General features: G+C 64.0%; 19 protein-coding genes and 1 pseudogene. 13 read left to right on the forward strand and 7 right to left on the reverse strand.

Going from position 1 to position 23,707, the window contains the following annotated elements:
• Positions 1-3: 3 nt before the first annotated feature.
• From cyoB to hmpA, 4 genes are all read right to left on the reverse strand, one after another.
• Positions 4-2,022, reverse strand: coding sequence for a cytochrome o ubiquinol oxidase subunit I (cyoB, locus tag PSEMO_RS00100; protein WP_075801175.1), 2,019 nt, complete (start codon positions 2,020-2,022; stop codon positions 4-6).
• 3 nt (positions 2,023-2,025) lie between these two features.
• Positions 2,026-2,982, reverse strand: coding sequence for a ubiquinol oxidase subunit II (gene cyoA / locus PSEMO_RS00105; RefSeq protein WP_075801176.1), 957 nt, complete (start codon positions 2,980-2,982; stop codon positions 2,026-2,028).
• Between the two features lie 559 nt (positions 2,983-3,541).
• Positions 3,542-4,048 (reverse strand): disulfide bond formation protein B, encoded by a 507-nt coding sequence (locus PSEMO_RS00110; RefSeq protein ID WP_075801177.1) that lies wholly within the window; start codon positions 4,046-4,048, stop codon positions 3,542-3,544.
• 294 nt (positions 4,049-4,342) lie between these two features.
• Complete coding sequence (gene hmpA, locus PSEMO_RS00115) at positions 4,343-5,524, reverse strand: NO-inducible flavohemoprotein (protein ID WP_075801178.1); 1,182 nt, start codon at positions 5,522-5,524, stop codon at positions 4,343-4,345.
• A 161-nt stretch (positions 5,525-5,685) separates the two neighbouring features.
• On the opposite strand from hmpA, the gene norR reads away from it, so the two are divergent.
• The 4 genes from norR (at position 5,686) to PSEMO_RS00135 (ending at position 9,411) form a co-directional block, all read left to right on the forward strand.
• Positions 5,686-7,212, forward strand: coding sequence for a nitric oxide reductase transcriptional regulator NorR (norR, locus tag PSEMO_RS00120; RefSeq protein ID WP_075801179.1), 1,527 nt, complete (start codon positions 5,686-5,688; stop codon positions 7,210-7,212).
• Positions 7,213-7,296: 84 nt separating this feature from the next.
• On the forward strand, positions 7,297-8,196 hold the full coding sequence (locus PSEMO_RS00125; protein ID WP_075801180.1) for a chemotaxis protein: 900 nt from the start codon (positions 7,297-7,299) through the stop codon (positions 8,194-8,196).
• Between the two features lie 163 nt (positions 8,197-8,359).
• Positions 8,360-8,662 carry a hypothetical protein gene (locus PSEMO_RS00130; RefSeq protein ID WP_075801181.1) on the forward strand — a complete coding sequence of 101 codons (303 nt, stop codon included), beginning with the start codon at positions 8,360-8,362 and terminating at the stop codon, positions 8,660-8,662.
• Positions 8,641-9,411 (forward strand): YkgJ family cysteine cluster protein, encoded by a 771-nt coding sequence (locus PSEMO_RS00135; RefSeq protein WP_075801182.1) that lies wholly within the window; start codon positions 8,641-8,643, stop codon positions 9,409-9,411. The genes PSEMO_RS00130 and PSEMO_RS00135 overlap by 22 nt, the downstream gene beginning before the upstream one ends.
• A 9-nt stretch (positions 9,412-9,420) precedes the next feature.
• Here PSEMO_RS00135 and PSEMO_RS34085 read toward each other — a convergent pair whose 3' ends face one another.
• Positions 9,421-10,428, reverse strand: a complete 1,008-nt coding sequence (locus PSEMO_RS34085) for a methyl-accepting chemotaxis protein (protein ID WP_372239083.1) — start codon at positions 10,426-10,428, stop codon at positions 9,421-9,423.
• A 291-nt stretch (positions 10,429-10,719) separates the two neighbouring features.
• Positions 10,720-11,001: pseudogene (locus PSEMO_RS34090) on the reverse strand (PAS domain-containing protein); the annotation flags it as partial.
• Positions 11,002-11,233: 232 nt separating this feature from the next.
• Between PSEMO_RS34090 and PSEMO_RS00145 the strand changes: the two are divergent.
• From PSEMO_RS00145 to PSEMO_RS00175, 7 genes are all read left to right on the forward strand, one after another.
• The gene (locus PSEMO_RS00145) at positions 11,234-12,409 is read left to right on the forward strand and encodes an efflux RND transporter periplasmic adaptor subunit (protein WP_075801184.1); all 1,176 of its coding nucleotides are present in this window, start codon (positions 11,234-11,236) and stop codon (positions 12,407-12,409) included.
• Positions 12,406-15,522 carry a multidrug efflux RND transporter permease subunit gene (locus PSEMO_RS00150; protein ID WP_075801185.1) on the forward strand — a complete coding sequence of 1,039 codons (3,117 nt, stop codon included), beginning with the start codon at positions 12,406-12,408 and terminating at the stop codon, positions 15,520-15,522. The genes PSEMO_RS00145 and PSEMO_RS00150 overlap by 4 nt, the downstream gene beginning before the upstream one ends.
• Before the next feature lie 9 nt (positions 15,523-15,531).
• A complete protein-coding gene (locus tag PSEMO_RS00155; RefSeq protein WP_075801186.1) occupies positions 15,532-16,206 on the forward strand; it encodes a heavy metal response regulator transcription factor in 675 nt (224 codons plus the stop codon).
• On the forward strand, positions 16,181-17,563 hold the full coding sequence (locus PSEMO_RS00160; RefSeq protein ID WP_075801187.1) for a heavy metal sensor histidine kinase: 1,383 nt from the start codon (positions 16,181-16,183) through the stop codon (positions 17,561-17,563). Before PSEMO_RS00155 ends, PSEMO_RS00160 begins: the two co-directional genes overlap by 26 nt.
• Positions 17,564-17,801: 238 nt before the next feature.
• Positions 17,802-18,026, forward strand: a complete 225-nt coding sequence (locus PSEMO_RS00165; RefSeq protein ID WP_075801188.1) for a hypothetical protein — start codon at positions 17,802-17,804, stop codon at positions 18,024-18,026.
• Positions 18,027-18,280: 254 nt separating this feature from the next.
• On the forward strand, positions 18,281-19,567 hold the full coding sequence (locus PSEMO_RS00170; RefSeq protein WP_372239082.1) for an OprD family porin: 1,287 nt from the start codon (positions 18,281-18,283) through the stop codon (positions 19,565-19,567).
• Between the two features lie 314 nt (positions 19,568-19,881).
• Positions 19,882-21,390: a sensor domain-containing diguanylate cyclase gene (locus PSEMO_RS00175; protein WP_075801189.1), complete on the forward strand. Its 1,509-nt coding sequence runs from the start codon at positions 19,882-19,884 to the stop codon at positions 21,388-21,390.
• A 131-nt stretch (positions 21,391-21,521) separates the two neighbouring features.
• On the opposite strand, the gene PSEMO_RS00180 is transcribed toward PSEMO_RS00175, so the two are convergent.
• A complete protein-coding gene (locus PSEMO_RS00180) occupies positions 21,522-21,992 on the reverse strand; it encodes a ferritin-like domain-containing protein (protein WP_075801190.1) in 471 nt (156 codons plus the stop codon).
• Between the two features lie 209 nt (positions 21,993-22,201).
• On the opposite strand from PSEMO_RS00180, the gene PSEMO_RS00185 reads away from it, so the two are divergent.
• Both PSEMO_RS00185 and PSEMO_RS00190 read left to right on the forward strand, forming a co-directional pair.
• Complete coding sequence (locus PSEMO_RS00185; protein ID WP_075801191.1) at positions 22,202-22,426, forward strand: DUF3820 family protein; 225 nt, start codon at positions 22,202-22,204, stop codon at positions 22,424-22,426.
• A gap of 15 nt (positions 22,427-22,441) precedes the next feature.
• A complete protein-coding gene (locus PSEMO_RS00190; RefSeq protein WP_081430175.1) occupies positions 22,442-23,638 on the forward strand; it encodes an aminotransferase class V-fold PLP-dependent enzyme in 1,197 nt (398 codons plus the stop codon).
• Positions 23,639-23,707: the final 69 nt, after the last annotated feature.

The raw sequence follows: 23,707 nt of genomic DNA on the forward strand, positions 1-23,707 counted from the left end.
TGATTAAACCCGCTCAAACGATTCGACACGTGCACCGTGAGGCGCACCAGTGGCCAGACCCAGGTTCTTCATGCGCTCACCTTCGATGCGCGCCACTTCCTCGGCCGGAACCATGTAGCCCTGGTCGTCACGCGCGGCGTGGCGAACGAAGACTGCAACGGTGGCGAACAGGCTGACGCCAACCAGCCACCAGATGTGCCAGATGAAGGCAAAGCCGAAGAGGGTCAGGAACAGGCCCATGAACACACCGGTAGAGGTGTTGTTCGGCATGTGGATCGCTTCGTACTTGGCCGGAACCTTGTACGCAACGCCCGCTTCCTTGGCTTCGTGCCAGGCATCCAGGCCGACTTTCTCAGGCATGGTGGCGAAGTTGTAGAACGCAGGTGGCGACGAAGTCGACCATTCCAGGGTACGGCCGCCCCATGGGTCGCCGGTGACGTCCATGTTGTCCTTGCGGTCGCGGATCGACACGTACAGCTGGATCAGCTGGCAAGCGATACCGAACAGGATCAGCACGGCGCCGACCACGGCTACGTACAGGTACGGTTCCCAGGCAGGGTTGTCCGAGTGGTTCAGACGACGGGTCATGCCCATGAAGCCCAGGGCGTACAGCGGCATGAAGGCCACGTAGAAGCCGGAGATCCAGAACCAGAAGGCAGCCTTGCCCCACTTCTCGTTCAGGGTGAAGCCGAAGGCTTTCGGGAACCAGAAGGCGAAGCCCGCGATGTAGCCGAATACCGCACCGCCGATGATCACGTTGTGGAAGTGCGCGATCACGAACAGGCTGTTGTGCAGCACGAAGTCAGCACCTGGAACGGCCAGCAGAACGCCGGTCATGCCACCGATGGAGAAGGTGACCATGAAGCCCAGGGTCCAGAGTACTGGCGCGGTGAAGCGCAGGCGGCCCTGGTAGATGGTGAACAGCCAGTTGAACAGTTTTACCCCGGTCGGGATCGAAATCAGCATCGTTGCCAGACCGAAGAAGGTGTTGACGCTGGCGCCAGAACCCATGGTGAAGAAGTGGTGCAGCCATACCGCAAAGCCCAGTACCGCGATCGCGCCCGATGCGTAGATCATCGAGTGGTGACCGAACAGGCGCTTGCCGGTGAAGGTCGAGGTAACTTCCGAGAACACGCCGAACGCCGGCAGGATCAGGATGTAAACCTCGGGGTGACCCCAGGCCCAGAACAGGTTGACGTACATCATCGGGTTCCCACCAAGCTCGTTGGTGAAGATGTGGAAGTCCAGATAACGGTCAACGGTCAGCAGAGCCAGTGCAGCGGTCAGGATCGGGAACGAAGCCACGATCAGGACGTTCGCCCAGGTGCAGGTCCAGGTGAAGATCGGCATGTCCATCAGTTTCATGCCAGGAGCGCGCATTTTCAGCACGGTCACCAGGAAGTTCACACCGGTCAGCGTTGTACCCAGACCCGACAGCTGGAGTGCCCAGATGTAGTAGTCAACCCCGACACCAGGGCTGTACTGGATACCCGACAGCGGCGGGTACGCAACCCAGCCGGTCTTGGCGAACTCGCCGACGCCCAGGGAGATGTTGACCAGCGCAACGCCGGACACCAGCAGCCAGAAGCTCAGGGAGTTGAGGAACGGGAAGGCCACGTCACGGGCGCCGATCTGCAGCGGCAGCGCCAGGTTCATCAGGCCGGTGAAGAATGGCATCGCCATGAAGATGATCATGATCACACCGTGGGCGGTGAAGATCTGGTCATAGTGTTCAGGCGGCAGGTAGCCCTCGGCGCCACCGGTGGCGGCCGCGAGCTGGGTACGCATCATGATCGCGTCGGCGAAGCCGCGGATCAGCATCAGCATGGCGACGATGATGTACATCACGCCGATTTTCTTGTGGTCGACCGAGGTCAGCCACTCGGACCAGAGGTAGGTCCACTTCTTGAAATAGGTGATTGCCGCGAACAGCGCGATACCGCCGAGCGCGATCATGGCAAGCGTCACCATGACTATCGGCTCGTGGTACGGGACCGCGTCCAGACTTAATTTACCGAACATCTCTTACTCCTCTGCCCCAGCAGCTGAATGCATACTCACGTCCATCCCTTCGGTACCGGTAGTGACCGCTGCCTCTTTGTGCTCGGCCTTCTCGTGTACCACCGGCTTGCCGCGGTTCATGCCTTCGTACTTGTCGACGATGGTCTGGAACTGGTCGGCCGGCGCCACGCTGTACAGCGTGACCGGGTTGTTTTCGCTCGCTTTGGCCAACGCCTCGTACTCAGCCTTGTCCAGCTGCTTCGGCGATTGCTTGACTTCGTTCACCCACGCCTCGAAATCGGCCTGGGAGGTGGCGACTGCCTTGAACTTCATACCGGTGAAGCCGGCACCGCTGTAGTTCGCCGAGATACCGTCGAACTCGCCGTTCTCGTTGGCGATCAGGTGCAGCTTGGTGGTCATGCCGGCCATCGCGTAGATCTGGCCGCCCAGTGCAGGGATGAAGAACGAGTTCATCACGGCGTCGGAGGTCACGCGGAAGTTGACCGGAGTGTTGGCCGGGAAGACGATCTTGTTGACGGTGGCAATGCCTTGTTCCGGGTAGATGAACAGCCACTTCCAGTCCAGGGCGACCACGTCGATCTGCACCGGCTTCACGTCGGAAACCAGCGGACGATACGGGTCCAGCTCATGGGTGGTTTTGTAGGTGACCACGCCCAGGGCGATGATGATCAGGACCGGGATGGTCCAGATCGCCACTTCGATCTTGGTCGAGTGCGACCAGTCCGGGGTGTACTTGGCAGCCTTGTTGGAAGCGCGGTACTTCCAGGCGAACGCCAGGGTCATGCAGATGACCGGAACGACCACCAGCAGCATCAGGCCGAAGGCGATCAGGATAAGGTTCTTTTGCTCAATGCCGACCTGACCCTTCGGGTCGAGCAGGGTCCAGTTGCACCCACTGAGTAAAAGCATGCCTAAAAAGGGCAGAATGCCAAACAGTCTGGGGTAACGCTTTTTACTCATCTCACGACCTCTAGATCAGCTTGCTTCAATGCAATTTGTGTTTTGGTCGCCAACACTTCTTCCTGCCTGGTGTCAGCATTTACGGGCGAATAAGGCCATACCTTGAGGAGCGACGCTGCTCGGCATAAACCTTGGGTGGTGCGTGGTTATTGTTCTGACTTCGTGGGCAACAGGCCTGTATTTCAGACCAAGTCCATTTGGTGCGGAAAATCACGGAGGGGAGTCAGCCCGGCATCGCCGCAGGCGATGCTCGTCGAAGTCAGCAAGAAAGGCTGCGGGGCCTTTGAAACTGCGACTTGCAAGCAGTGCCGAACGGAAATTGGGGGCGATTGTAGATAGGTCGCCCCCCCTTGACTATGACTTATTGAGCAACAGTCTTTTACAGGAAGTGTAATAATCCGAGCTTAAAAGCCAGCTTCGCGACAGTTTGTCGCACCCGCTGCAATAGCTCTGAAACGCCCGTCCCACAAGGGCTGCGGGTTGACGCAAGTCAATCGCCCTGTGCGCACTGTGGGAAATTTCACAGCACAAGGGACTTGCGTCAAAACATGACTTTTGTCTAACCCCGGCGGCGGTTGCGCCAGATGCCCAGCGGCACCAGGACAGCGGTCAGGACGAAGGCTACAAGTGCCCATTGTGCAAGGGAAAGTCCCAATACAGGTGGGTATGGTGTAGAGCAGAAGCCGTCGACCTGGAACACCAGCGGCAGCACCGAAGCCAGGGGCAGGCCGTCGACGATCGGTTGCAGGGTATCGATGCCGCAACTGACGGACGGATTGGCGAGAATATAGGCGTGGTTGCCAGCAGCGGCGACGCCACCGAGGGCGCTGAGCACCACCAGGCCTTCGAACACCGTTACGCTGTGCTTGCCCGGCATGGCTGCGCCGATGAAGGCGAACAGGGCGATCAGCAGCAGCGCATAGCGTTGCAGGATGCACAGCGGGCAGGGCGCCTCGCCAAGGACGATCTGCATATAGAGTGCACCGCCGATCAGCGCCAGACAGATCACGCCCAGCAGGACCAGGAAGCGCCGTTCCCGATTCAGGCGCTGCGTTTGCTCGTTCATTGCCATTCCCTTCACGTTGATTGGATCGACTCGCGGCCACGCGAAAGCCGCGGGGCGCACAAGATGACGGTGCGCCGGCGGAAAGTCTACAGGCAGACGAGGGGTAGAAAGTGAAGTCGGCGTGAAAAACGCGGGCGCAGGGTGGGAGTGAAGAGGAAGGGGATTAACAGGGAATTAATGTGTTGAAGCTGAGGACCCTATCGCTGGCAAGCCAGCTCCCACAGGGTCAACACAGACCTTAAGCCTTGTGCAGTACCTGTGGGAGCTGGCTTGCCAGCGATGAGGCCCCTGAGATCACTCCAGAGCAGCAGCCGGCCCGAAGAACTCATAGCGGCTCTGCCCTTCCGGCACCCGCAGCGCTTTCAGGTGGCGCTTCACCGCCGCCATGAAGCCTTTAGGCCCGAGGAAGTACGCATCCAGGTCGCGCTCGACCGGCAACCACTGCTCCAGCTGATCCTGGCTCAACAGCCCCAGCGCATCCCCCGGCAGGCTCACGCCGTCATCCTCGTCATAGCAATAGAAGCGCTTGAGCTGCGGATTGCGCGCCGCCAGGGCATCGACATGCTCACGGAAGGCATGCACCCCGCCGTTGCGCGCGCAATGAATGAAGTGGACCTGCCGCCCGCTTTCCAGGGCCTTGTCGAGCATGGCCAGGGTCGGGGTGATGCCGACGCCGCCACTGATCAGCACCAGCGGCTTGTCGCCGGCCGCCAGGGTGAAGTCCCCGGCCGGCGGGAACAGGTTGATGCGGTCGCCGACCTTGAACTGGTCATGCAGGTAGTTGGAGACCTTGCCCTGCGCCTCGCGCTTGACGCTGATGCGGTACAGGCGCCCGTCGCCCAGGGTCGACAGCGAATAGTTGCGGCGCTGCTCGACCCCATCGATCACCAGTTGCAGACCGATGTACTGCCCCGGCTCGGCCACCAGCACCGGCTGGCCATCCACCGGGGCGAAATAGAAGGAGACGATCTCGGCGCTCTCTTCGACGCGCTCCACCAGGGTGAAGGCCCGCGCACCGCGCCAGCCGCCCTTGGCCTCTTCCTTCTGCTGATACATACCCTCTTCGGCACCGATCAGGATATCCGCCAACTGCTGATAAGCCGCGCCCCAGGCCTTGAGCACTTCAGGGGTGGCGATTTCGCTGCCGAGCACTTCCTCGATGGCGCGCAGCAGGCAGGCGCCGACGATCGGGTAGTGCTCCGGAAGAATCTGCAGGGCCACATGCTTGTTGACGATCTGCCCGACCAGCCCGCCCAGTTGCTCCAACTGGTCGATATGCCGGGCGTACATCAGCACGCCGTTGGCCAGGGCCCGGGGCTGGTCGCCGCTGGCCTGGTGCGCCTGGTTGAACAGCGGACGCACCTCGGGGTACTCGCTGAGCATCATCTTGTAGAAATGGGTAGTCAGGGCTTCACCACCGCTTTCCAACAGCGGAACGGTGGCCTTGATGATTGCACGGTCTTCGGCGGTCAACATGAAACGACTCCTGAGCCTGATGGGCTTCTGGTTAAACACTGACAGGGGTGTATTCAGAATCCATGCCAAGGATTAAACCCAATGAAACCGGGCACTTGAAGACACTACGAGTCAAATTGACACGAAACCTGCTAGAGTCATAACGACCACAAGGAGTCATTATGACCTCGAAACCGCTACTCACCGCCCTCCTCCCGCTGGTCAGCGACCTGTCCCGCGAGCTGCCCGAGCACGAGCGCTACCGTCGCCTGCTCGGTGCCATGCGTGCGCTGCTGCCCTGCGATGCCGCAGCGTTGCTGCGCCTGGACGGCGAATGGCTGGTGCCATTGGCGGTAGACGGGCTGAGCGCCGACACCCTCGGCCGGCGCTTCCGGGTCAGCGAGCATCCGCGCTTCGCCGCCATCCTCAGCCGCAGCGATCCGACCCGCTTCGCCAGCGACAGCGAGCTGCCCGACCCTTACGATGGCCTGGTCGAGGGCCTGCACCAGCAACTGGAAGTGCATGACTGCATGGGCTGCCCACTGTTCGTGGACGAACGTCCCTGGGGCCTGCTGACCCTCGACGCGCTGGAGCCGGAAAGCTTCCAGCAGGCCGAACTGGATTCCCTGCAAGCCTTCGCCAGCCTTGCCGCCGCCACGGTCAACGTGGCCCAGCGCATCGAAGGCCTGACCCTGCGCGCCGAGGTCTACCGCCAGGCCAGCGACCAGCAGGCCAAGGAGCTGATCGGCCAGAGCAAGGCGCACAAGCGCTTGCTGGAAGAGATCCGCCTGGTCGGCGGCAGCGACCTGACCGTGCTGATCACCGGGGAAACCGGGGTCGGCAAGGAACTGGTGGCCCAGGCCATCCACCAGGCCTCGCCCCGCGCCGACAAGCCGCTGATCAGCCTCAACTGCGCGGCACTGCCCGACACCCTGGTGGAAAGCGAGCTGTTCGGCCACGTGCGCGGGGCCTTTACCGGGGCCGTGGGCGAGCGCCGCGGCAAGTTCGAGCTGGCCAATGGCGGCACGCTGTTCCTCGATGAAGTGGGCGAGCTGTCCCTGGTGGTCCAGGCCAAGCTGCTGCGGGTGTTACAGAGCGGCCAGTTGCAGCGCCTCGGCTCGGACCAGGAACATCGCGTCGATGTGCGCCTGATCGCCGCCACCAACCGTGATCTTGCCGAGGAAGTCCGAGCCGGCCGCTACCGGGCCGACTTCTACCACCGCCTCAGCGTCTACCCGCTGCCGGTGCCTGCCTTGCGCGAGCGTGGCCGCGACGTGTTGCTGCTGGCCGGCTATTTCCTCGAACAGAACCGCTCGCGCATGGGCCTCAACAGCCTGCGCCTGAGCGCCGAGGCCCAGGCGGCGCTGCTGGCCTACGACTGGCCGGGGAATGTGCGGGAGCTGGAACACCTGATCGGGCGCTCGGCGCTCAAGGCCCTGGGGCAACACCATGATCGTCCGAGGATCCTGACCCTCGACGCGCCGGACCTGGACCTGCCCGGTGTCACTGCCCCGGCCAGCGCGCCGGCAAAGCCCGCTACTCTCCCCGAAAACGGCGGCGACCTGCGCCAGGCCCTCGACCACTACCAGCGCCAACTGATCGGCCAATGCCTGGAGCGCCACCAGCAGAACTGGGCCAGCGCCGCCCGCGAACTGGGCCTGGACCGTGCCAACCTCGCACGGCTGGCACGCCGCCTTGGCCTGCGCTGATTTACGGATATGCTAAAGGGCTGCGTGCCGGGGTCGATAACCCGGCACAAGCTTCTGAATTCTCATCTACGCACGAAGGTTTCTATGTTCTCGCAAAAAGCCCGCGCGGACTCGCTGTCGCTGCTGCTCTTCACCTTGCGCAGCGGCAAGCTGATGGCGATCAACCTGCTCAAGGTCAGCGAGATCATTCCCTGTCCGCCCTTGACCCGCCTGCCCGAAGCCCATCCCCACGTCAAAGGCGTGGCGACCCTGCGCGGCAACTCGCTGCCGGTGATCGACCTGTCCCGGGCCATCGGCGAACGACCGCTGGCCGACCCCAATGGCGGCTGCCTGATCGTCACCGATATCAGCCGCTCCAAGCAGGGCCTGCATGTCCAGGCGGTGGCGCGCATCGTCCACTGCAAGAGCACCGACATCCGTCCGCCGCCCTATGGTTCGGGGGAAAAGTCGTTCATCACCGGGGTAACCCGGATCGACGACACCCTGGTCCAGGTGCTGGATATCGAAAAAGTCATCCACACTATCGCCCCGGTGCATCACCAGGACGCGCCGTCGCAGCTCAGCGAAGAGGACGCGACCATCCTCAAGGCAACCAACATACTGGTGGTGGATGACAGCCAGGTTGCCTTGCAGCAGTCGATCTACACCCTGCGCGGGCTGGGCCTGGAGTGCCACACGGCGCGCAGTGCCAAGGACGCGATCGCGGTGCTGCTCGACCTGCAGGGCACCGACCAGGAAATCGACGTGGTGGTCTCGGATATCGAGATGTCGGAGATGGATGGGTACGCGTTCACCCGCACCCTGCGCGAGACGCCGGACTTCCAGCATCTTTATGTGCTGCTGCATACCTCGCTGGACAGTGCGATGAACAGTGAAAAGGCCAAGGCGGCGGGGGCGAATGCGGTGTTGACCAAGTTCTCTTCGCCGGAGTTGACGGACTGTTTGATCGTTGCGGCGCGGACTGTGGCCTTCACCGAGAGATAATTTTTTGCTGCTGATGGCCTCATCGCTGGCAAGCCAGCTCCCACAGGGTCCGTGTGCGCCGCTGGACCTGTGGGAGCTGGCTTGCCAGCGATGAGGCCCGAAAGAACAATACAAAGAAGATCAGGCATACTCCGGCACTCAGCCCCAGAGGAGCCACTTCCCCATGAAAGCGCCCATCCTCACCCTGCTTCTGCTCGCCCCCCTCGCCCACGCCTCCAGCGACCAGGCCTGGGCCGAGCACGACAAGCAACTGCTGCGCGCCTGCACCGCGGCCAGCCAGCTCAAGGACGTCCGCGCCCTGGGCAAGAGCGCCGAGTTCGATGACCGCAGCGGCTATTCTGCCCTGCTCCTGCAAGGCCGCTACCCGCAAAAACACATGAACAACCGCAAGGGCACCGAACTGTGCCTCTACGACCGGCGCCAGAAGAACGCCTACGTCACTGAATGGACCCCGGGCAAACCGTGAACGACGCTTCCGACACCACCCACTTCCATTGCACCGGCTGCGGCCGCTGCTGCACCGGTCACCATGTCCCCCTGACCCTGAGCGAAGCCCGGGCCTGGGTCGACGACGGCGGCCAGGTCATCGTCCTGGTCGAAGCGTTCCTCGCCAATGGCCTGGGGCTGCCGCCGGAACAGCAGGACCACGCCCGTCGCCGCTCCTGCGCCGTGCCCTGCGGCGACACCGAAGTCTACGTCGCGATCACCTTCGCCGCCTTCAACCCGGGCCCGTGCCGCAACCTCGACGCCGAGCTGCGCTGCCTGATCTACGAGCGCCGACCACTGGTCTGTCGCATCTATCCGATGGAGATCAACCCGCATATCCCGCTGCGCCCGCAGGCCAAGGACTGCCCGCCGGAAGCCTGGGACAGCGGCGAGGCGCTGATCCACCGCGAGCGCGTGGTGGACCCAAAACTGATGGAACTGATCGAACAATCGCGCCAGGCCGACCGCGACGATATCCGCAACAAGGCCCTGGTCTGCCAGCGCCTGGGCATCGACACCAGCGCGCTGAAAGGCAACGGCTTCACCGCCTACCTGCCGGACACGGGCGCGCTGCGACAGGCCATGCAGGACACAGCCGCCGACCCGCAAGCGCTGCTCGCCGCGTGGATTCTGCATGTCGAGGATGGCGACCTTGCCGGAAAACTGGACTCGGCAGGGGCCAGGGTCACCGGCACGAGCGCCGGGCACTACAGCTTCATCGGGTTCTGATCCGCCGCGCTACTGGCGCCGGCACCAGAATTCTTCGGCCAGGCGGCGCAGGTCTTCGGCCAGGCCGGCCACGTCGCTGGCGGTGGAATGCCCGCGCTGGCCGGCCGTGACGCTTTGCTCGCTGGCCTCGCGGATACTGATGATATTGCGGTTGATGTCTTCGCTGACCAGGCTCTGTTGCTCCACCGCCGAGGCGATCTGCAGGCTCATCTCGCTGATCTGGTTGACCCGCTGGCTGATGCCGTGCAGCGCCTGGGTCGCATGCTGGGCCTGCTCGACGCTCTGCCCGGCGTGATCGCTGCTCTGCTGCATGGCCTGCACCGCATCGCGGGCGCCGTTCTGCAGCATGGTGATCATGCGCTGGATCTCCCCGGTGGATTGCGCGGTGCGCTGGGCCAGGCCGCGCACCTCGTCGGCCACCACGGCAAAACCACGCCCGTGATCCCCCGCCCGCGCTGCCTCGATCGCCGCATTCAGCGCCAGCAGGTTGGTCTGCTCGGCGATGCTGTGGATAACCTCCAGCACCCCGGAGATTTCCTCGCTGTGGTTTTCCAGGGTGTGGACAACGTCCGTCGCCTCGGCCAGCGCGTTGGCCAGTTGCAGGATGGTGGTACGGCTCTGGTCCACCAGTTGATGCCCGACCTGGGTCTCGCCTTCGGCCTGGTCCGCCGCCTTCGAAGCCTGCTGCGCGCTGCTCGCCACTTCCGCCACCCGCGCTGCCATGCGGTTGATCGCTTCGGCGACCTGGTCGGCATCGCCCTGCTGGCCGAGGGTGGTGGTGTGGCTGTGTTGCAGGTGGCTGGCCAGGTCGGCGGTGTGTCCGGCAAGACGCCTGGAGGTGTCGCCGATGCGCCCGACTACCGCACCGATCTGCGCTTCGAGCATCTGCAAGGCAAATTCGATCTGCCCCACGGTGTCCCGGCGACCGGTGTACAGGCGCTGGCTCAGCGGGTTGTCGGCGATGTCGCGCACGCGCCGGCCGAGGCGCTCCAGGGGGCTCAGGGTACGCTGGATCATCAACGCGCCGAGCCCGACGGCGACCGCCCACTGCGCCACGCCGAGGTAAGGCAGGTCCGGCAGCAGCAGGCGGCTACCCATGACCAGCGCGAGCAAACCACCCAGTCCCAGGCTCAGGCGCGTGCCCATGCCCAACACCGGCAGGCGCTCCAGCAGGCTGCGCTGGCCGCTGCGCAGTTCGGCGTAATGCTGCTCCGCTGCCTCGACCTGCGCCCGCGTCGGCTTGGTCCGCACCGATTGGTATTCCACGGTCTGGCCATGACTGGTGATCGGCGAAACGAAGGCACTCACCCAGTAGTGATCACCGTTCTTGCAACGGTTCTTCACCAACCCCATCCACGAACGTCCCTTCTTCAGGGTCTGCCACATGTGCTCGAACGCCCCCGGTGGCATGTCCGGGTGGCGCACGATATGGTGCGCGCTGCCGATCAGCTCCTCGCGGGAAAACCCGCTGATGCGGATGAATTCGTCATTGGCGTAGGTGATTGCACTCGTCAGATCCGTGGTGGAAAGAATGTTCGCATCCACGGGGTAATCCACGTTTCGACCGGTCACAGGCAGATTGCTCTTCATCGAGAGGCGCTCGTCGTTCGGGTGGGGTTATAAAGCAGGGCGGAAATACTACGTTTGACCCCTTGCCGGAACCTTGACCCAGAGCAGCATTAAGGCCAATCGCCATCACCGCTCATCGATAATGATTCGCACCTGACAGCCGTGACAGCTAGCCGTCACTGTGCTGACCGGGTCTGTTCTATATAAGGGTAGGAAGCCCTTCTCCCTTCACTTCTGTCGGCGCCTTTGACGCATGCGAATTTCCAGCCCCCGAACGCTGCTTGTCCTCCTGGCCATCGTCCTGCTGGCGGGTGGCGCCTGGTTCGTCAACAAACGCCCGCAAGCCGCACGCCCGGTGACCTCCAGCGCCATCCCGGTCAGCGTGATCGCCGTGCAGCGCGAGGACGTCCCGCGGTTTCTCAGCGCCATCGGCACCGTGCAATCGCTGCATAGCGTGGTGATCCGCCCGCAGGTGGAAGGCGTGCTGACGAAGATCGCCGTGCAGGAAGGCCAGGACGTGAAAAAAGGCGACCTGCTCGCCACCCTGGATGACCGCGCCATCCGCGCCAGCCTCGACCAGGCCCGGGCCCAGCTCGGCCAGAGCCAGGCGCAAATACAGGTGGCGGAAACCGACCTCAAGCGCTATCGACTGCTCAGCGAAGACAACGGCATCTCGCGGCAGACCCTCGACCAGCAACAGGCCCTGGTCAACCAGTTGAAGGCGACGCTGCTCGGCAACCAGGCGAATATCGCTGCCGCCGAGGTACAACTGTCGTACACGCGGATCCTGTCGCCGGTCAGTGGCCGGGTCGGCATCCGCAATGTCGACGAAGGCAACCTGGTGCGCACCACCGACACCCAGGGCCTGTTCAGCGTGACCCGCCTCGATCCGATCAACGTGGAATTCTCGGTGCCGCAGAACTGGCTGCCGACCCTGCAGCAACTCACCGCCAGCCGCGAGGCGGCGCCGATCCACGCCTACCTGGAAGGCGACGGCGATACCGGCGGCCAGCTGCTCGGCGAAGGCCGCCTGAGCCTGATCGACAACCAGATCGCCGCCGGCACCGGCACCCTGCGCGCCAAGGCCACCTTCAACAACCCGGATGCACGCCTGTGGCCCGGCCAACTGGTGACCCTGCGGGTGCAGACCGGCATCGAGCGCGATGCCCTGGTGGTGCCGCCCGGCGTGGTGCGCCAGGGCGTGGACAAGCACTTCGTCTACCGCATCGCCGGCGACAAGGCCGAGGCGGTACCGGTCAAGGTGGTTTACCAGGACAGCAAGCTCAATGTGATCACCGGCGTCGAAGCCAATGACCGCCTCGTCGCCGACGGCCAGTCGCGGCTCAAGCCCGGCTCCACCGTGGAAATCCTCGAGGCGAAACCGGTGACCGGCGACGTCGCCCGCAGCGAAGCGAGCGTGCAGCCATGAACGCGGCCCTGCCCAATGGTCGCGGTGGCCTGTTCGGCTGGTGCATCGACCGCCCCGTCGCCACCCTGCTGCTGACCTTCGCCCTGGTCCTGCTCGGGGTCGTGGCCTTCCCGCGCCTGCCGGTGGCACCGCTGCCGGAAGCCGACTTCCCGACCATCCAGGTCACGGCCACGCTCCCGGGTGCCAGCCCGGAAACCATGGCCTCGTCGGTCGCCACACCGCTGGAGGTGCAGTTCAGCGCCATCCCCGGCATGACCCAGATGACCTCCAGCAGTGCCCTCGGCTCCACCAGCCTGATCCTGCAGTTCACCCTCGACAAGAACATCGATACCGCCGCCCAGGAAGTCCAGGCGGCGATCAACACCGCCACCGCCCGGCTGCCCCAGGACATGCCGAGCCCGCCGACCTGGCGCAAGGTCAACCCGGCCGACAGCCCGGTGCTGATCCTCACGGTCAGCTCCGAGCACATGCCGGCCAACGAACTCAGCGACTACGCGGAAACCCTGCTGGCCCGGCAACTGAGCCAGATCGACGGGGTCGGCCTGGTCAATATCACCGGCCAGCAGCGCCCGGCGATCCGCGTCCAGGCCCAGCCCGACAGGCTCGCCGCCCTCGGCCTGACCCTCGCCGACCTGCGCCTGGCGATCCAGCAGACCAGCCTCAACCTGGCCAAGGGCGCGCTGTATGGCGAGAACAGCGTGTCCACCTTGGCGACCAACGACCAGTTGTTCCATCCCGAGCAGTACGCGCAACTGATCGTCTCCTACCGCGACGGTGCGCCGGTGCAGCTCAAGGACGTGGCCAAGGTCATCAGTGGCTCGGAGAACGCCTACGTCCAGGCCTGGTCCGGCGACCAGCAGGGCCTCAACCTGGTGATCTTCCGCCAGCCGGGGGCGAATATCGTCGATACCGTGGACCGGGTGAACGCCGAACTGCCGCGCCTGGAAGAAATGCTCCCGGCCACGGTCAACGTCTCGGTGCTGCAGGACCGCACCCAGACCATCCGCGCCTCACTGCATGAAGTGGAACTGACCCTGGCCATCGCCGTGCTGCTGGTGATCGCGGTGATGGCGCTGTTCCTGCGTCAGTGGTCGGCGACCCTGATCGTCTCGGCGGTGCTTGGCGTCTCGCTGGTGGCCAGCTTCGCCTTCATGTACGTGATGGGCTTCAGCCTGAACAACCTGACCCTGGTGGCGATCGTCATTGCCGTGGGCTTCGTGGTGGACGACGCGATCGTCGTGGTGGAGAACATCCACCGGCATCTGGAGGCGGGAGACAGCCGTCGCGAGGCGGCGATGAAAGGCGCGCGGGAGATCGGCTTTACCGTGGTCTCGATCAGCTTCTCCCTGGTGGCGGCCTTTATTCCGCTGCTGTTCATGGGCGGCGTGGTCGGCCGGCTGTTCAAGGAATTCGCCCTGACCGCCACCTCGACCATCCTGATCTCGGTGCTGGTGTCCCTGACCCTGGCCCCGACCCTGTGCGCCCTGTTCATGAACGCCCCGGCCCACGACAAGGAGAAGAAACCCGGCTTCGGCGAGCGCCTGGTCGCCGCCTACGAACGCCTGCTGGACAAGGCCCTGGCCCACCAGCGCCTGATGCTCGGGGTGTTCTTCCTCAGTACCGCGCTGGCGGTGGTCGGTTATGTGCTGATCCCCAAAGGCTTCTTCCCGGTGCAGGACACCGGGTTCGTCCTCGGCACCAGCGAAGCGGCGGCGGATGTGTCGTACCCGGACATGGTCGCCAAGCACCAGGCCCTGGCCGAAGTCATCGAAGCCGACCCGGCGGTGCGCGCCTTCTCCCATTCGGTGGGGGTCACCGGCAGCAACCAGACCATCGCCAACGGGCGCTTCTGGATTGCCCTCAAGGACCGCGGCGACCGCGACGTCTCCGCCAGCGAGTTCATCGACCGCCTGCGGCCGAAGCTGGCGAAGATCCCCGGCGTGGTCCTGTACCTGCGCGCCGGCCAGGACATCAACCTGAGTTCCGGCCCCAGCCGCAGCCAGTACCAATATGTGCTCAAGAGCAACGACGGCCCGGCCCTGAACCTGTGGACCGAACGCCTGACCGAGCGGCTCAGGGCCAACCCGGCGTTCCGCGACCTGTCCAATGACCTGCAACTGGGCGCCAGCGTCACCCGCATCGAGATCGACCGCAAGGCCGCGGCGCGCTTCGGCCTGACCACCAGTGATGTCGACCAGGCGCTCTATGACGCCTTCGGCCAGCGGCAGATCAGCGAGTTCCAGACCGAGACCAACCAGTACAAGGTCATCCTCGAACTGGACGCGCGCCAGCGCGGCCGCGCGGAAAGCCTCAACTACTTCTACCTGCGCTCGCCGCTGACCGGTGAAATGGTCCCGCTGGCCGCCGTGGCGAAGGTCGAGGCACCGAGCACCGGCCCGCTGTCCATCGCCCACGACGGGCTGTTCCCGGCGGCCAACCTGTCCTTCAACCTGGCGCCGGGCGTGGCCCTCGGCGATGCCGTCAGCATCCTCGAACGAACCCAGCGCGAGCTGGGCATGCCGGCCTCCATCAGCGGCACCTTCCAGGGGGCGGCCCAGGCCTTCCAGAGTTCGCTGTCGAGCCAGCCATGGTTGATCCTCGCCGCGCTGGTGGCGGTGTACATCATCCTCGGCGTGCTCTACGAGAGCTTCGTCCACCCGCTGACCATCATCTCCACCCTGCCCCCGGCCGGACTGGGCGCCCTGGCCCTGCTCTGGCTCTGGGGCCAGGACTTCACCATCATGGGCCTGATCGGCGTGGTGCTGCTGATCGGCATCGTCAAGAAGAACGGCATCCTGCTGATCGACTTCGCCCTGGATGCCCAGCGCAACCACGGAATGAGTCCGGAAGAAGCCATCCACAAGGCCTGCCTGACGCGCTTCCGGCCGATCATCATGACCACCCTGGCCGCCCTGCTCGGCGCGGTGCCACTGATGCTCGGCGCCGGGGCCGGGGCCGAACTGCGCCAGCCGCTGGGGATTGCCGTGGTCGGCGGGCTACTGGTCAGCCAGGCCCTGACGCTGTTCACCACGCCGGTCATATACTTGGCCCTCGAGCGCCTGTTCCACCGCCGCCAGCGCCCTGCCCCGGCGCCCCGGCCGCTTGCCCACTGAGAGCCGACCATGCGCGTGCTGATTATCGAAGACGAAGAAAAAACCGCCGACTACCTGCACCGCGGCCTCACCGAGCAGGGCTTTACCGTGGACCTGGCGCGGGACGGCATCGAGGGCCTGCACCTGGCGCTGGAGGGTGATTACTCGGTGATCGTCCTCGACGTGATGCTCCCGGGCCTCGACGGCTATGGCGTGCTCCGCGCCCTGCGCGCACGCAAGCAGACCCCGGTGATCATGCTCACCGCCCGCGAGCGGGTCGAGGACCGCATCCATGGCCTGCGCGAAGGTGCCGACGACTACCTGGGCAAGCCGTTTTCCTTCCTCGAACTGGTTGCCCGCCTGCAGGCCCTGACCCGGCGCAGCGGCGGGCACGAGCCGGTGCAGATCCAGGTCGCCGACCTCTGGGTCGACCTGATCAGCCGCAAGGCCAGCCGCGCCGGGCAGCGCCTGGACCTGACCGCCAAGGAGTTCTCCCTGCTCAGCGTGCTGGCGCGCCGGCAGGGCGAGATCCTCTCGAAGACGGCGATTGCCGAGCTGGTCTGGGACATCAATTTCGACAGCGACGCGAATGTCGTCGAAGTGGCGATCAAGCGCCTGCGGGCCAAGCTCGACGGACCGTTCGAAAGCAAGCTGCTGCACACCATCCGGGGAATGGGCTATGTCCTGGAAAACCGTGCGAACTAACTCCCTGGCCTTGCGCCTGAGCGCCCTGTTCACCGGGGTCGCGGCGCTGGTGTTCCTGCTGATCGGCTGGGCCCTGTACAAACAGGTGGACCGCAGCCTCGACCTGCTGCCCTCGGCGGAACTGGAGGCGCGCTACAGCGTGCTGGAGTCCTCACTGACGCGCTTCGGCAACCAGGAGCACTGGGGCAAGGTCACGCGCAAGCTCGACCTGCTCGGCGAGGAAGACCGGCGTATCCGTTTCTGGGTGGTGAGTAGCGACAGCCGTTATGAATACGGCCATCCCGATGCGGCGATCCGGCATATCGCCGAAGGCCCGCCGGGGATGCGCGACGTGCGCCTGGGCGACAGTCCCTACCCGTTCAAGATCATGCTCAGCGAGTTGCCGGCCCTGGAAGAACGCCCGCCGCTGCGCTTTCTGATCGGCATCGACACCGACACCTTCTGGAACACCCAGCGCACTTTGCTCATCGCCTTGATCAGCCTGGCGGTGGTCGGCGTACTGCTGGCCTCGGCGCTGGGCTACTGGGCGGCGCGGATCGGCTTGCGGCCGCTGCGCCAGCTCTCCGACGAAGCCCAGCAACTGGCCCCGCCGCAGCTCAGCGGGCGGCTGCGGGTCTCGGCGCTGCCGCCGGAGCTGGAGCAGTTCGCCCAGGCATTCAATGCCACGCTGGAGCGGGTCGACCAGTCCTGGTCGCGGCTGGAAGCCTTCAATGCCGATGTCGCTCACGAACTGCGCTCGCCGCTGACCAACCTGATCGGCCAGACCCAGGTCGCCCTGACCCGCGGGCGCAGCGCCGAGCATTACTTCGAGGTGCTGCAATCCAACCTGGAAGAGCTGGAACGGCTGCGCAGCATCATCAACGACATGCTCTTCCTCGCCAGCGCCGACCAGGGCAGCAAGGCTACGGCGCTGATCAGCACTTCGCTGGCGGAGGAAGTGGCGACCACCCTCGACTACCTGGACTTCATCCTCGAGGACGCCCAGGTGCGGGTCGAGGTCAGCGGGGACGCCCAGGCGCGGATCGAGAAGGCGCATTTGCGCCGGGCGCTGATCAACCTGCTGAACAATGCAGTGCAGCACACCCGGCCGGAGGAAGTGATCCGGGTGAACATCGACCGCGCCGACGGGCAGATCCGCATTGCCGTGAGCAATCCCGGGCCGGCGATCGGCGACGAGCACCTGGCGCGGTTGTTCGAGCGTTTCTATCGGGTAGATGCGGCGCGCAGCAACAGTGGGGGTGGCAATCACGGGCTGGGGCTGGCGATCGTCAAGGCGATTGCGGTGATGCATGGCGGGAGTGTGTTCGTGCGTAGCCAGGCGGGGGCCAATACCTTCGGGATTCTTCTGCCCGCTTGAGGGCCTCATCGCTGGCAAGCCAGCTCCCACAGGTATCGCGTGCACCACTGAACCTGTGGGAGCTGGCTTGCCAGCGATAGGGCCCTCACTAACACCAAAACCCTCTAATCCGGCGCTCTCAACTGACTGTTACCTAATCAGCAACAGTCCATCTCTAAAACCCGTCTTTTTCGTTCGTTTGCTAACGATTATTTTGAACACACCAAACAGATACTTGCTCTGCAAGAAGGTTGTTCAAATGTCCAACAGCATGGGTATTGCCAGCGTTTTCGTCCTGTCCTCCGTCCTGCTTTCGCCTTTGGCGATGGCCGAAGAATCCCAGGCTTTCGTAGCCCAGACCGCCCGCCACCAGGCTGCCATGGAGCAGTCCCGCGAGGCCTTCGCCAAACAGCAGCAGGACGCCAGCAAAGGCTCGGACCAGACCGCATCCAAGGCGAACCTGAATGACGCCAGCGACAGCTGATCGTCAGCACTGCCCTCTCGTTTTTCCCTCGACTTTCGCGCGGGTGACTTTTGTCCCGCTGCGTCTGTCATTGAAAGCCGCTGCCTGTCAGCGGCTTTTTTTTGCCTGGTGAAAAGTACCGGAATACGGCCGGAACCCTCTAAGAAAAATACCTGCATCCAGAATAAAAACTGCCGCCAAACCACCTCAAGGAGTTCATCAAGGTGATCAAGACCCCACGTTTTACCCCGTTATTTCTTGCGCTGGCTGCAACGATGCCGTTGCACGCACAGGCTGAAGACGACAAGCCCGAAGGCTTCATCGAAGGCGCCAGCCTCGATGTGCTGGCGCGCAACTTCTATGTGAACCGCAACCAGCTGCTGCCCGGCGTGCGCGACAACCGCGAATGGGGCCAGGGCTTCATCGGCAAGTTCGAGTCGGGCTTCACCCAGGGCACGGTCGGCTTCGGCCTCGACGCCTACGCCATGCTTGGCCTGAAACTGGACGGCGGTGGCGGCACCGCGGGCTCCAGCATCCTGCCGATCAACAGCCCCAGCAAAGCCGGTTATGACTACGGCAAGGCCCCGGACGAGTTCTCCAGTGCCGGTGCCTCGATCAAGGTGCGTGCCTTCGACACCGTGCTGCGCGCCGGTGACCTGTTCCTCAGCAACCCGGTGATCGCCGGTGGCGAAAGCCGCATGCTGCCGCAGACCTTCCGCGGCTTCAGCCTGACCAACACCAGCTTCGACGACCTGATGCTCGAAGCCGGCCAGGCCAGCTTCACCAAGCCGTACAACCAGAGCGGCCACCGGCGCATCGACACCTTCTACGGCAGCCTCGCCGACGACCGCGACAGCCGCCACCTGAACTGGGCCGGCGCCGCCTGGACCCCGCTGGAAGGCCTGAGCAGCGACCTGTACGCCTCCGAGCTGAAGGACATCTGGAACCAGTACTACTTTGACCTCGACTACACCTGGCAGCTCAACGACCTGGTCAGCCTCAACCCGGGCCTGCACTACTACCACACCCAGGACACCGGAGACGCCCTGCTCGGGCATATCGACAACAACACCTACAGCCTGCACTTCACGGTGAATGTCGGTTATCACGCGCTGACCGCGGTTTACCAGCGGGTCAACGGCAACACCCCGTTCGACTACATCAACCAGGGCGACAGCGTGTTCCTCGACAACTCGCAGATCTACTCGGACTTCAACGGACCGAACGAGCGTTCGTGGAAGCTCAAGTACGACTATGACTTCGCCGGGGTTGGCGTGCCGGGGCTGACCACGTCGGTTTCGTATTCGAAAGGTGAGCTGGACCTGACCAAGGTCGATCCGACCGGGACCGGGTATGGCCATTGGTACAGTGAAGACGGCAAGAACGCCCAGCATTGGGAGCGCGATGTGGACCTGGCCTATACGGTCCAGGAAAGCACGCTCAAGGACCTCACCGTGCGCCTGCGCTGGGCTGCGCACCGGGGTAGCCAGGGGTATTCGGCGGTGGACAACGATGTCGATGAATACCGGGTGATCGTCGAGTATCCGGTGAATATCTTCTGATTCATCGCCAGGGCTGATGGCCTCATCACTGGCAAGCCAGCTCCCACAGGCACCGCATAACCCTGTGGGAGCTGGCTTGCCAGCGATGAGGCCATCAGTCCCAACACAAGACCAACAGCCATACATCAGCCCTCACCACTAACTTCTTGTCCTACAATCCCCGCCGCACCTAGAATACCCGCCGCCGCACGGGCGCATCGCCCGGCGAACCATGGAAATCCTTTACCCGCACCGTCCCCCGGAACAGTCCAGCCTGTTGCCGGCGCACGGCCTTATCCGTTTTCCGGCCCAACCGACGCCCAGGCATCGCGACCATGAACGCGCACACCCCGCCCCCGCGCTCCGGCCTGTACCGGAAGCATCCGGAGCTGCTCCTGAACCTGGGCAGCTGTCTGGCCGTGGGGGCGATCATCGCCATCGTCACCTTCCTGCTGATGCGCGAGCGGATGAACGTGGAACAGACCGCGGTGCGCTCGGCCGGCAATATCGTCAAGCTGATCGAGACCGACATCATTCGCAATGTCGAGCTCTACGACCTGTCCCTGCAAAGCCTGATCTGGGCCGTGCAACACCCGGAACTGCTGGGCATCCCCGCCCATATGCGCCAGCAGGTGCTGTTCAACCAGGCCTTCAGCAGCCCGGTGCGCGGCGACATCCTCTGGCTCGACCGCGACGGCAACGTGGTCGCCGACTCCGCCAGTACCCAACCGCGCACGGCCAACTTCGCCGACACCGCGATCTTCCAGGAGCACAAGCGCAACCCCGCCCTGGGCCTGGTCATCAGCCCGCCGTTCAAGGCCCGGCTCGGCGACCTGGACTGGTGCATCAGCTTCAGCCGGCGCATCGACGACGAAGACGGTAACTTCGCCGGGGTTGCCGGCGGGGCGCTGCGCCTGTCGCACTTCAACGATGTATTCAAGCGCCTCGACGTCGGTCGCGACAGCAGCATCAACCTGATGAACGCCGACGGCCAGTTGCTCGCCCGGCATGCCACCGGCATGAGCGAGCGCCGCCATGAACGGATCGGCGACAGCTTCGCCAACCGGCCGAATTTCCAGCGCCTGCTGGCCGAGGGCAGCGGCAGCTTCACCAGCGCCTCCGGGGATGATGGCGAGTTGCGCCTGTATACCTTCGCCAAGGTGGAGCAGTTGCCGCTGGTGCTGGTGGTGACCCAGTCGGTGAACGAGGTGTACAGCGCCTGGAAGCGCACCGCGATCCTGGTCAGCACGGCGACGGCGGTGCTCTGCGTGGGCATTCTCTGGCTGACCTTGCTGCTCGGCCGCGAGCTGAAACGCCGCCGCAGTGCCGAGCGCAGCCTGGAAGAACTGGCCGCCACCGACAGCCTCACCGGCCTGGCCAACCGCCGGCAACTGGACCAGGTGCTACGCCGGGAATGGGCCCGGGCGCAGCGGACCCAGCGGCCGATCGTGGTGTTGATGATCGATGTGGATCATTTCCGCGGGTTCAACGAGCGGCATGGACATCATGGTGGCGACGAGGCGTTGCGGCGGGTGGCCGGGGCGATTGACGACAGCCTGTTGCGGCCGACCGACCTGGCCGCGCGCTATGGCGGCGAAGAGTTCGTGGCGGTGTTGCCGGATACCGATCTGGCCGGGGCGCTGATCCTGGCCGAGCGGATTCGTCAGGGGGTCGAGGCGTTGCCGGCTTATGGCGGGGATGAGCGGCCGGTGACGGTCAGTATCGGGATCGGGGTGTATGAGCCGGGCAGCTCGATGGGCCTGGGGGAACTGATGGCCAAGGCGGATGCGGCGTTGTATCGGGCCAAGGGGAATGGGCGCAATCGCGTGGAAGCCCCGATATAAGTAGTGACTGGACTGGCCTCATCGCTGGCAAGCCAGCTCCCACACAGTCCCTGTGGGAGCTGGCTTGCCAGCGATGAGTCCATCAGCAACAACAAAAAATGCCCCGCCGAAACGGGGCATTTTTCATCAGATCAGGACTGAGCGCGAGCGCTGTTGCGCAGCACTTTCACCTGGTCATGGTTGCGCTGCACCCCATGGTACTGGCGCTCCACCAGGCTGTACGCAGCCGACGCCGGGGCAACTTTGGCCAGCTTCTCCAGCGCTTCCTTGTAGGCCTTCAGCGCATGGTCTTCACCACGCTCCGCTTCGTTCAGCACCGCCTCGTCGTCCTTGCCGGTAACCATCGCCTTCAGGTCCACCCAACGACGGTGCAGGTCACCGCTCAGGCTGGTGGAGGTTTCCGGATCGCCACCCAGGCTGCGTACATGCTGCTGCAGCTCGGCCGCGGCACTGGCGCAGTCGCCGGAGCGCTGCAGGAAGTAGGTTTTCAGGTCGGCACGCTTCACGTCCTCGGCACAGGTAGCGAAGCCCTTTTCGCCATCCTTGCTGAATTCGATCAGGTCGTTCAGGACGGAAATCACTTCTTTGTTGGTGTCGGTCATGGCACAGCTCCTTTTGCATGAGGGAAGTTGCAAGGGATATCGCAGGCTTCATGCCAGCTCGGCCGAACACATAAAAACCATAAATATCAATTACTTATAAAAATACACCGAATCTGTATGCTCGCTTTCTGCATGATCTGTCCTTTGGCCTTCATGCAGATTGCCTGTATCGTCCAGCCATTCGTCAGCCTTTCCTGCAAGCCCGTCCTATGAATCCCGAAGCCCTCGTCCTGCTGGTCACCCGTGAAATGCCATTCGGCAAATACCAGGGCCGGCTGATCGCCGACCTGCCCGGCAACTACCTCAACTGGTTCGCCCGCCAGGGCTTCCCCAAGGGTGAACTGGGCAGCCTGCTGGCGCTGATGCACGAGGTCGATCACAACGGCCTGTCGGACCTGCTCGACCCGCTGCGCAAGAAATATCCCCGCCCCTGATAAAGCGAGACGCCCATGATCCCGTTGCCTGCATCCGAGTCCTCCCTCCTGGCCCGCGATGAGGGCTACTGGCGGGATATCGCCGCGAAGTACGACGTCGAGCCCGGGCCGATCAACCTGGAATACGGCTACTTCGGGCGCATGACCCGCAGCGTCAGCCAGGCCTACCAAGGCCATATCGAAGCGATCAACCGCTGCAACTCGCTGCCGGTGCGCCAGCATTTCGAGCAGATCGGCAGCGTGCAGGTCCGCGATGCCGTGGCAGGTCTGCTGCGGGTGCCGCCGCGCAGCGTAGCGATCACCCAGAGCGCCTCCGCCTCGCTGCAGGCGATCATCCGCAACTACAACCGTCTGCAACCGGGCGACGAGTTGCTGGTCAGTGACCTGGAATACGACAGCGTGCAAAACGCTATGGGCTGGCTGTCCCGCCAACGCGGCTTGAAGCTGATCCAACTCGCCGTGCCGCACCCGGCAACCTTCGACAACATCGTCGAAAGCTACCGCGAAGCCTTCGTGCGCAACCCACGCATCCGCCTGATGGCACTGACCTGGGTGAACCATCGCACCGGGCTGGTGATGCCGGTGGAGGCCATCGCCCGTGTTGCCCGTGAGCATGGCGTGGAAGTGATCCTCGACGGCGCCCATGCCCTGGGCCAGATCGATTTCGACCTGGAACAGCTGGGCATCGAGCTGGCCGGTTTCAACCTGCAGAAATGGATCGGCGCGCCGCTGAGTCTGGGCGTGCTGTACATCGCGCCGGGCAAGATCGACGCGGTGGACGCGGACATGGGCGAGCTGCGTTATCCACAGGACGATATCCGCTCACGGGCTCCGTACGGCACGCCGAACGTGCCGGCGTGGCTGACCCTGCCGACGGTGATCGAGGAACACCAGGCCATGGGTGGGTCGGCGGTGAAAGGCGCGCGGCTGAACTACCTGCGGGACCTGTGGGCACGGCCGGCGCGGGAAATCGAAGGGATCGAGGTGCTGACCCCGGATGATCCGCGGTTGTATTGCGGGATCACCTCGTTCCGCTTTACCCGACATCAGGATCAGGTGGCGATGGCGCAGCGGTTGTTGCGGGAGTTCGGGTTGTTCACGGTGGCGCGGGAGGGGTCGGCTTGCGGGCCTTGCATCCGGGTTACGCCGGGGTTTGTGACGACGCCGGAGGAGGTTGGGTTGTTGGTGAGGGCTTTGGAGAAACTGGCCTGATTGTGGTGTCTTTCAGGGCCTCATCGCTGGCAAGCCAGCTCCCACAGGGACCGTGTGGGGCTTGCCAGC

The sequence above is a fragment of the Pseudomonas putida genome, from assembly GCF_001941965.1.
GTDB classification, from domain to species: domain Bacteria; phylum Pseudomonadota; class Gammaproteobacteria; order Pseudomonadales; family Pseudomonadaceae; genus Aquipseudomonas; species Aquipseudomonas putida_L.

Coding starts and splice junctions, on each gene's coding strand:
- cyoB (WP_075801175.1), bottom strand. CDS start 2,022: ATGTTCGGTAAATTAAGTCTGGACGCGGTCCCGTACCACGAGCCGATA.
- PSEMO_RS00125 (WP_075801180.1), top strand. CDS start 7,297: ATGTTCTCGCAAAAAGCCCGCGCGGACTCGCTGTCGCTGCTGCTCTTC.
- PSEMO_RS00145 (WP_075801184.1), top strand. CDS start 11,234: ATGCGAATTTCCAGCCCCCGAACGCTGCTTGTCCTCCTGGCCATCGTC.
- PSEMO_RS34085 (WP_372239083.1), bottom strand. CDS start 10,428: ATGATCCAGCGTACCCTGAGCCCCCTGGAGCGCCTCGGCCGGCGCGTG.
- PSEMO_RS00130 (WP_075801181.1), top strand. CDS start 8,360: ATGAAAGCGCCCATCCTCACCCTGCTTCTGCTCGCCCCCCTCGCCCAC.
- PSEMO_RS00170 (WP_372239082.1), top strand. CDS start 18,281: ATGCCGTTGCACGCACAGGCTGAAGACGACAAGCCCGAAGGCTTCATC.
- PSEMO_RS00155 (WP_075801186.1), top strand. CDS start 15,532: ATGCGCGTGCTGATTATCGAAGACGAAGAAAAAACCGCCGACTACCTG.
- PSEMO_RS00190 (WP_081430175.1), top strand. CDS start 22,442: ATGATCCCGTTGCCTGCATCCGAGTCCTCCCTCCTGGCCCGCGATGAG.
- PSEMO_RS00165 (WP_075801188.1), top strand. CDS start 17,802: ATGTCCAACAGCATGGGTATTGCCAGCGTTTTCGTCCTGTCCTCCGTC.
- PSEMO_RS00110 (WP_075801177.1), bottom strand. CDS start 4,048: ATGAACGAGCAAACGCAGCGCCTGAATCGGGAACGGCGCTTCCTGGTC.
- PSEMO_RS00185 (WP_075801191.1), top strand. CDS start 22,202: ATGAATCCCGAAGCCCTCGTCCTGCTGGTCACCCGTGAAATGCCATTC.
- norR (WP_075801179.1), top strand. CDS start 5,686: ATGACCTCGAAACCGCTACTCACCGCCCTCCTCCCGCTGGTCAGCGAC.
- PSEMO_RS00150 (WP_075801185.1), top strand. CDS start 12,406: ATGAACGCGGCCCTGCCCAATGGTCGCGGTGGCCTGTTCGGCTGGTGC.
- hmpA (WP_075801178.1), bottom strand. CDS start 5,524: ATGTTGACCGCCGAAGACCGTGCAATCATCAAGGCCACCGTTCCGCTG.
- PSEMO_RS00180 (WP_075801190.1), bottom strand. CDS start 21,992: ATGACCGACACCAACAAAGAAGTGATTTCCGTCCTGAACGACCTGATC.
- cyoA (WP_075801176.1), bottom strand. CDS start 2,982: ATGAGTAAAAAGCGTTACCCCAGACTGTTTGGCATTCTGCCCTTTTTA.
- PSEMO_RS00175 (WP_075801189.1), top strand. CDS start 19,882: ATGAACGCGCACACCCCGCCCCCGCGCTCCGGCCTGTACCGGAAGCAT.
- PSEMO_RS00160 (WP_075801187.1), top strand. CDS start 16,181: ATGTCCTGGAAAACCGTGCGAACTAACTCCCTGGCCTTGCGCCTGAGC.
- PSEMO_RS00135 (WP_075801182.1), top strand. CDS start 8,641: ATGGACCCCGGGCAAACCGTGAACGACGCTTCCGACACCACCCACTTC.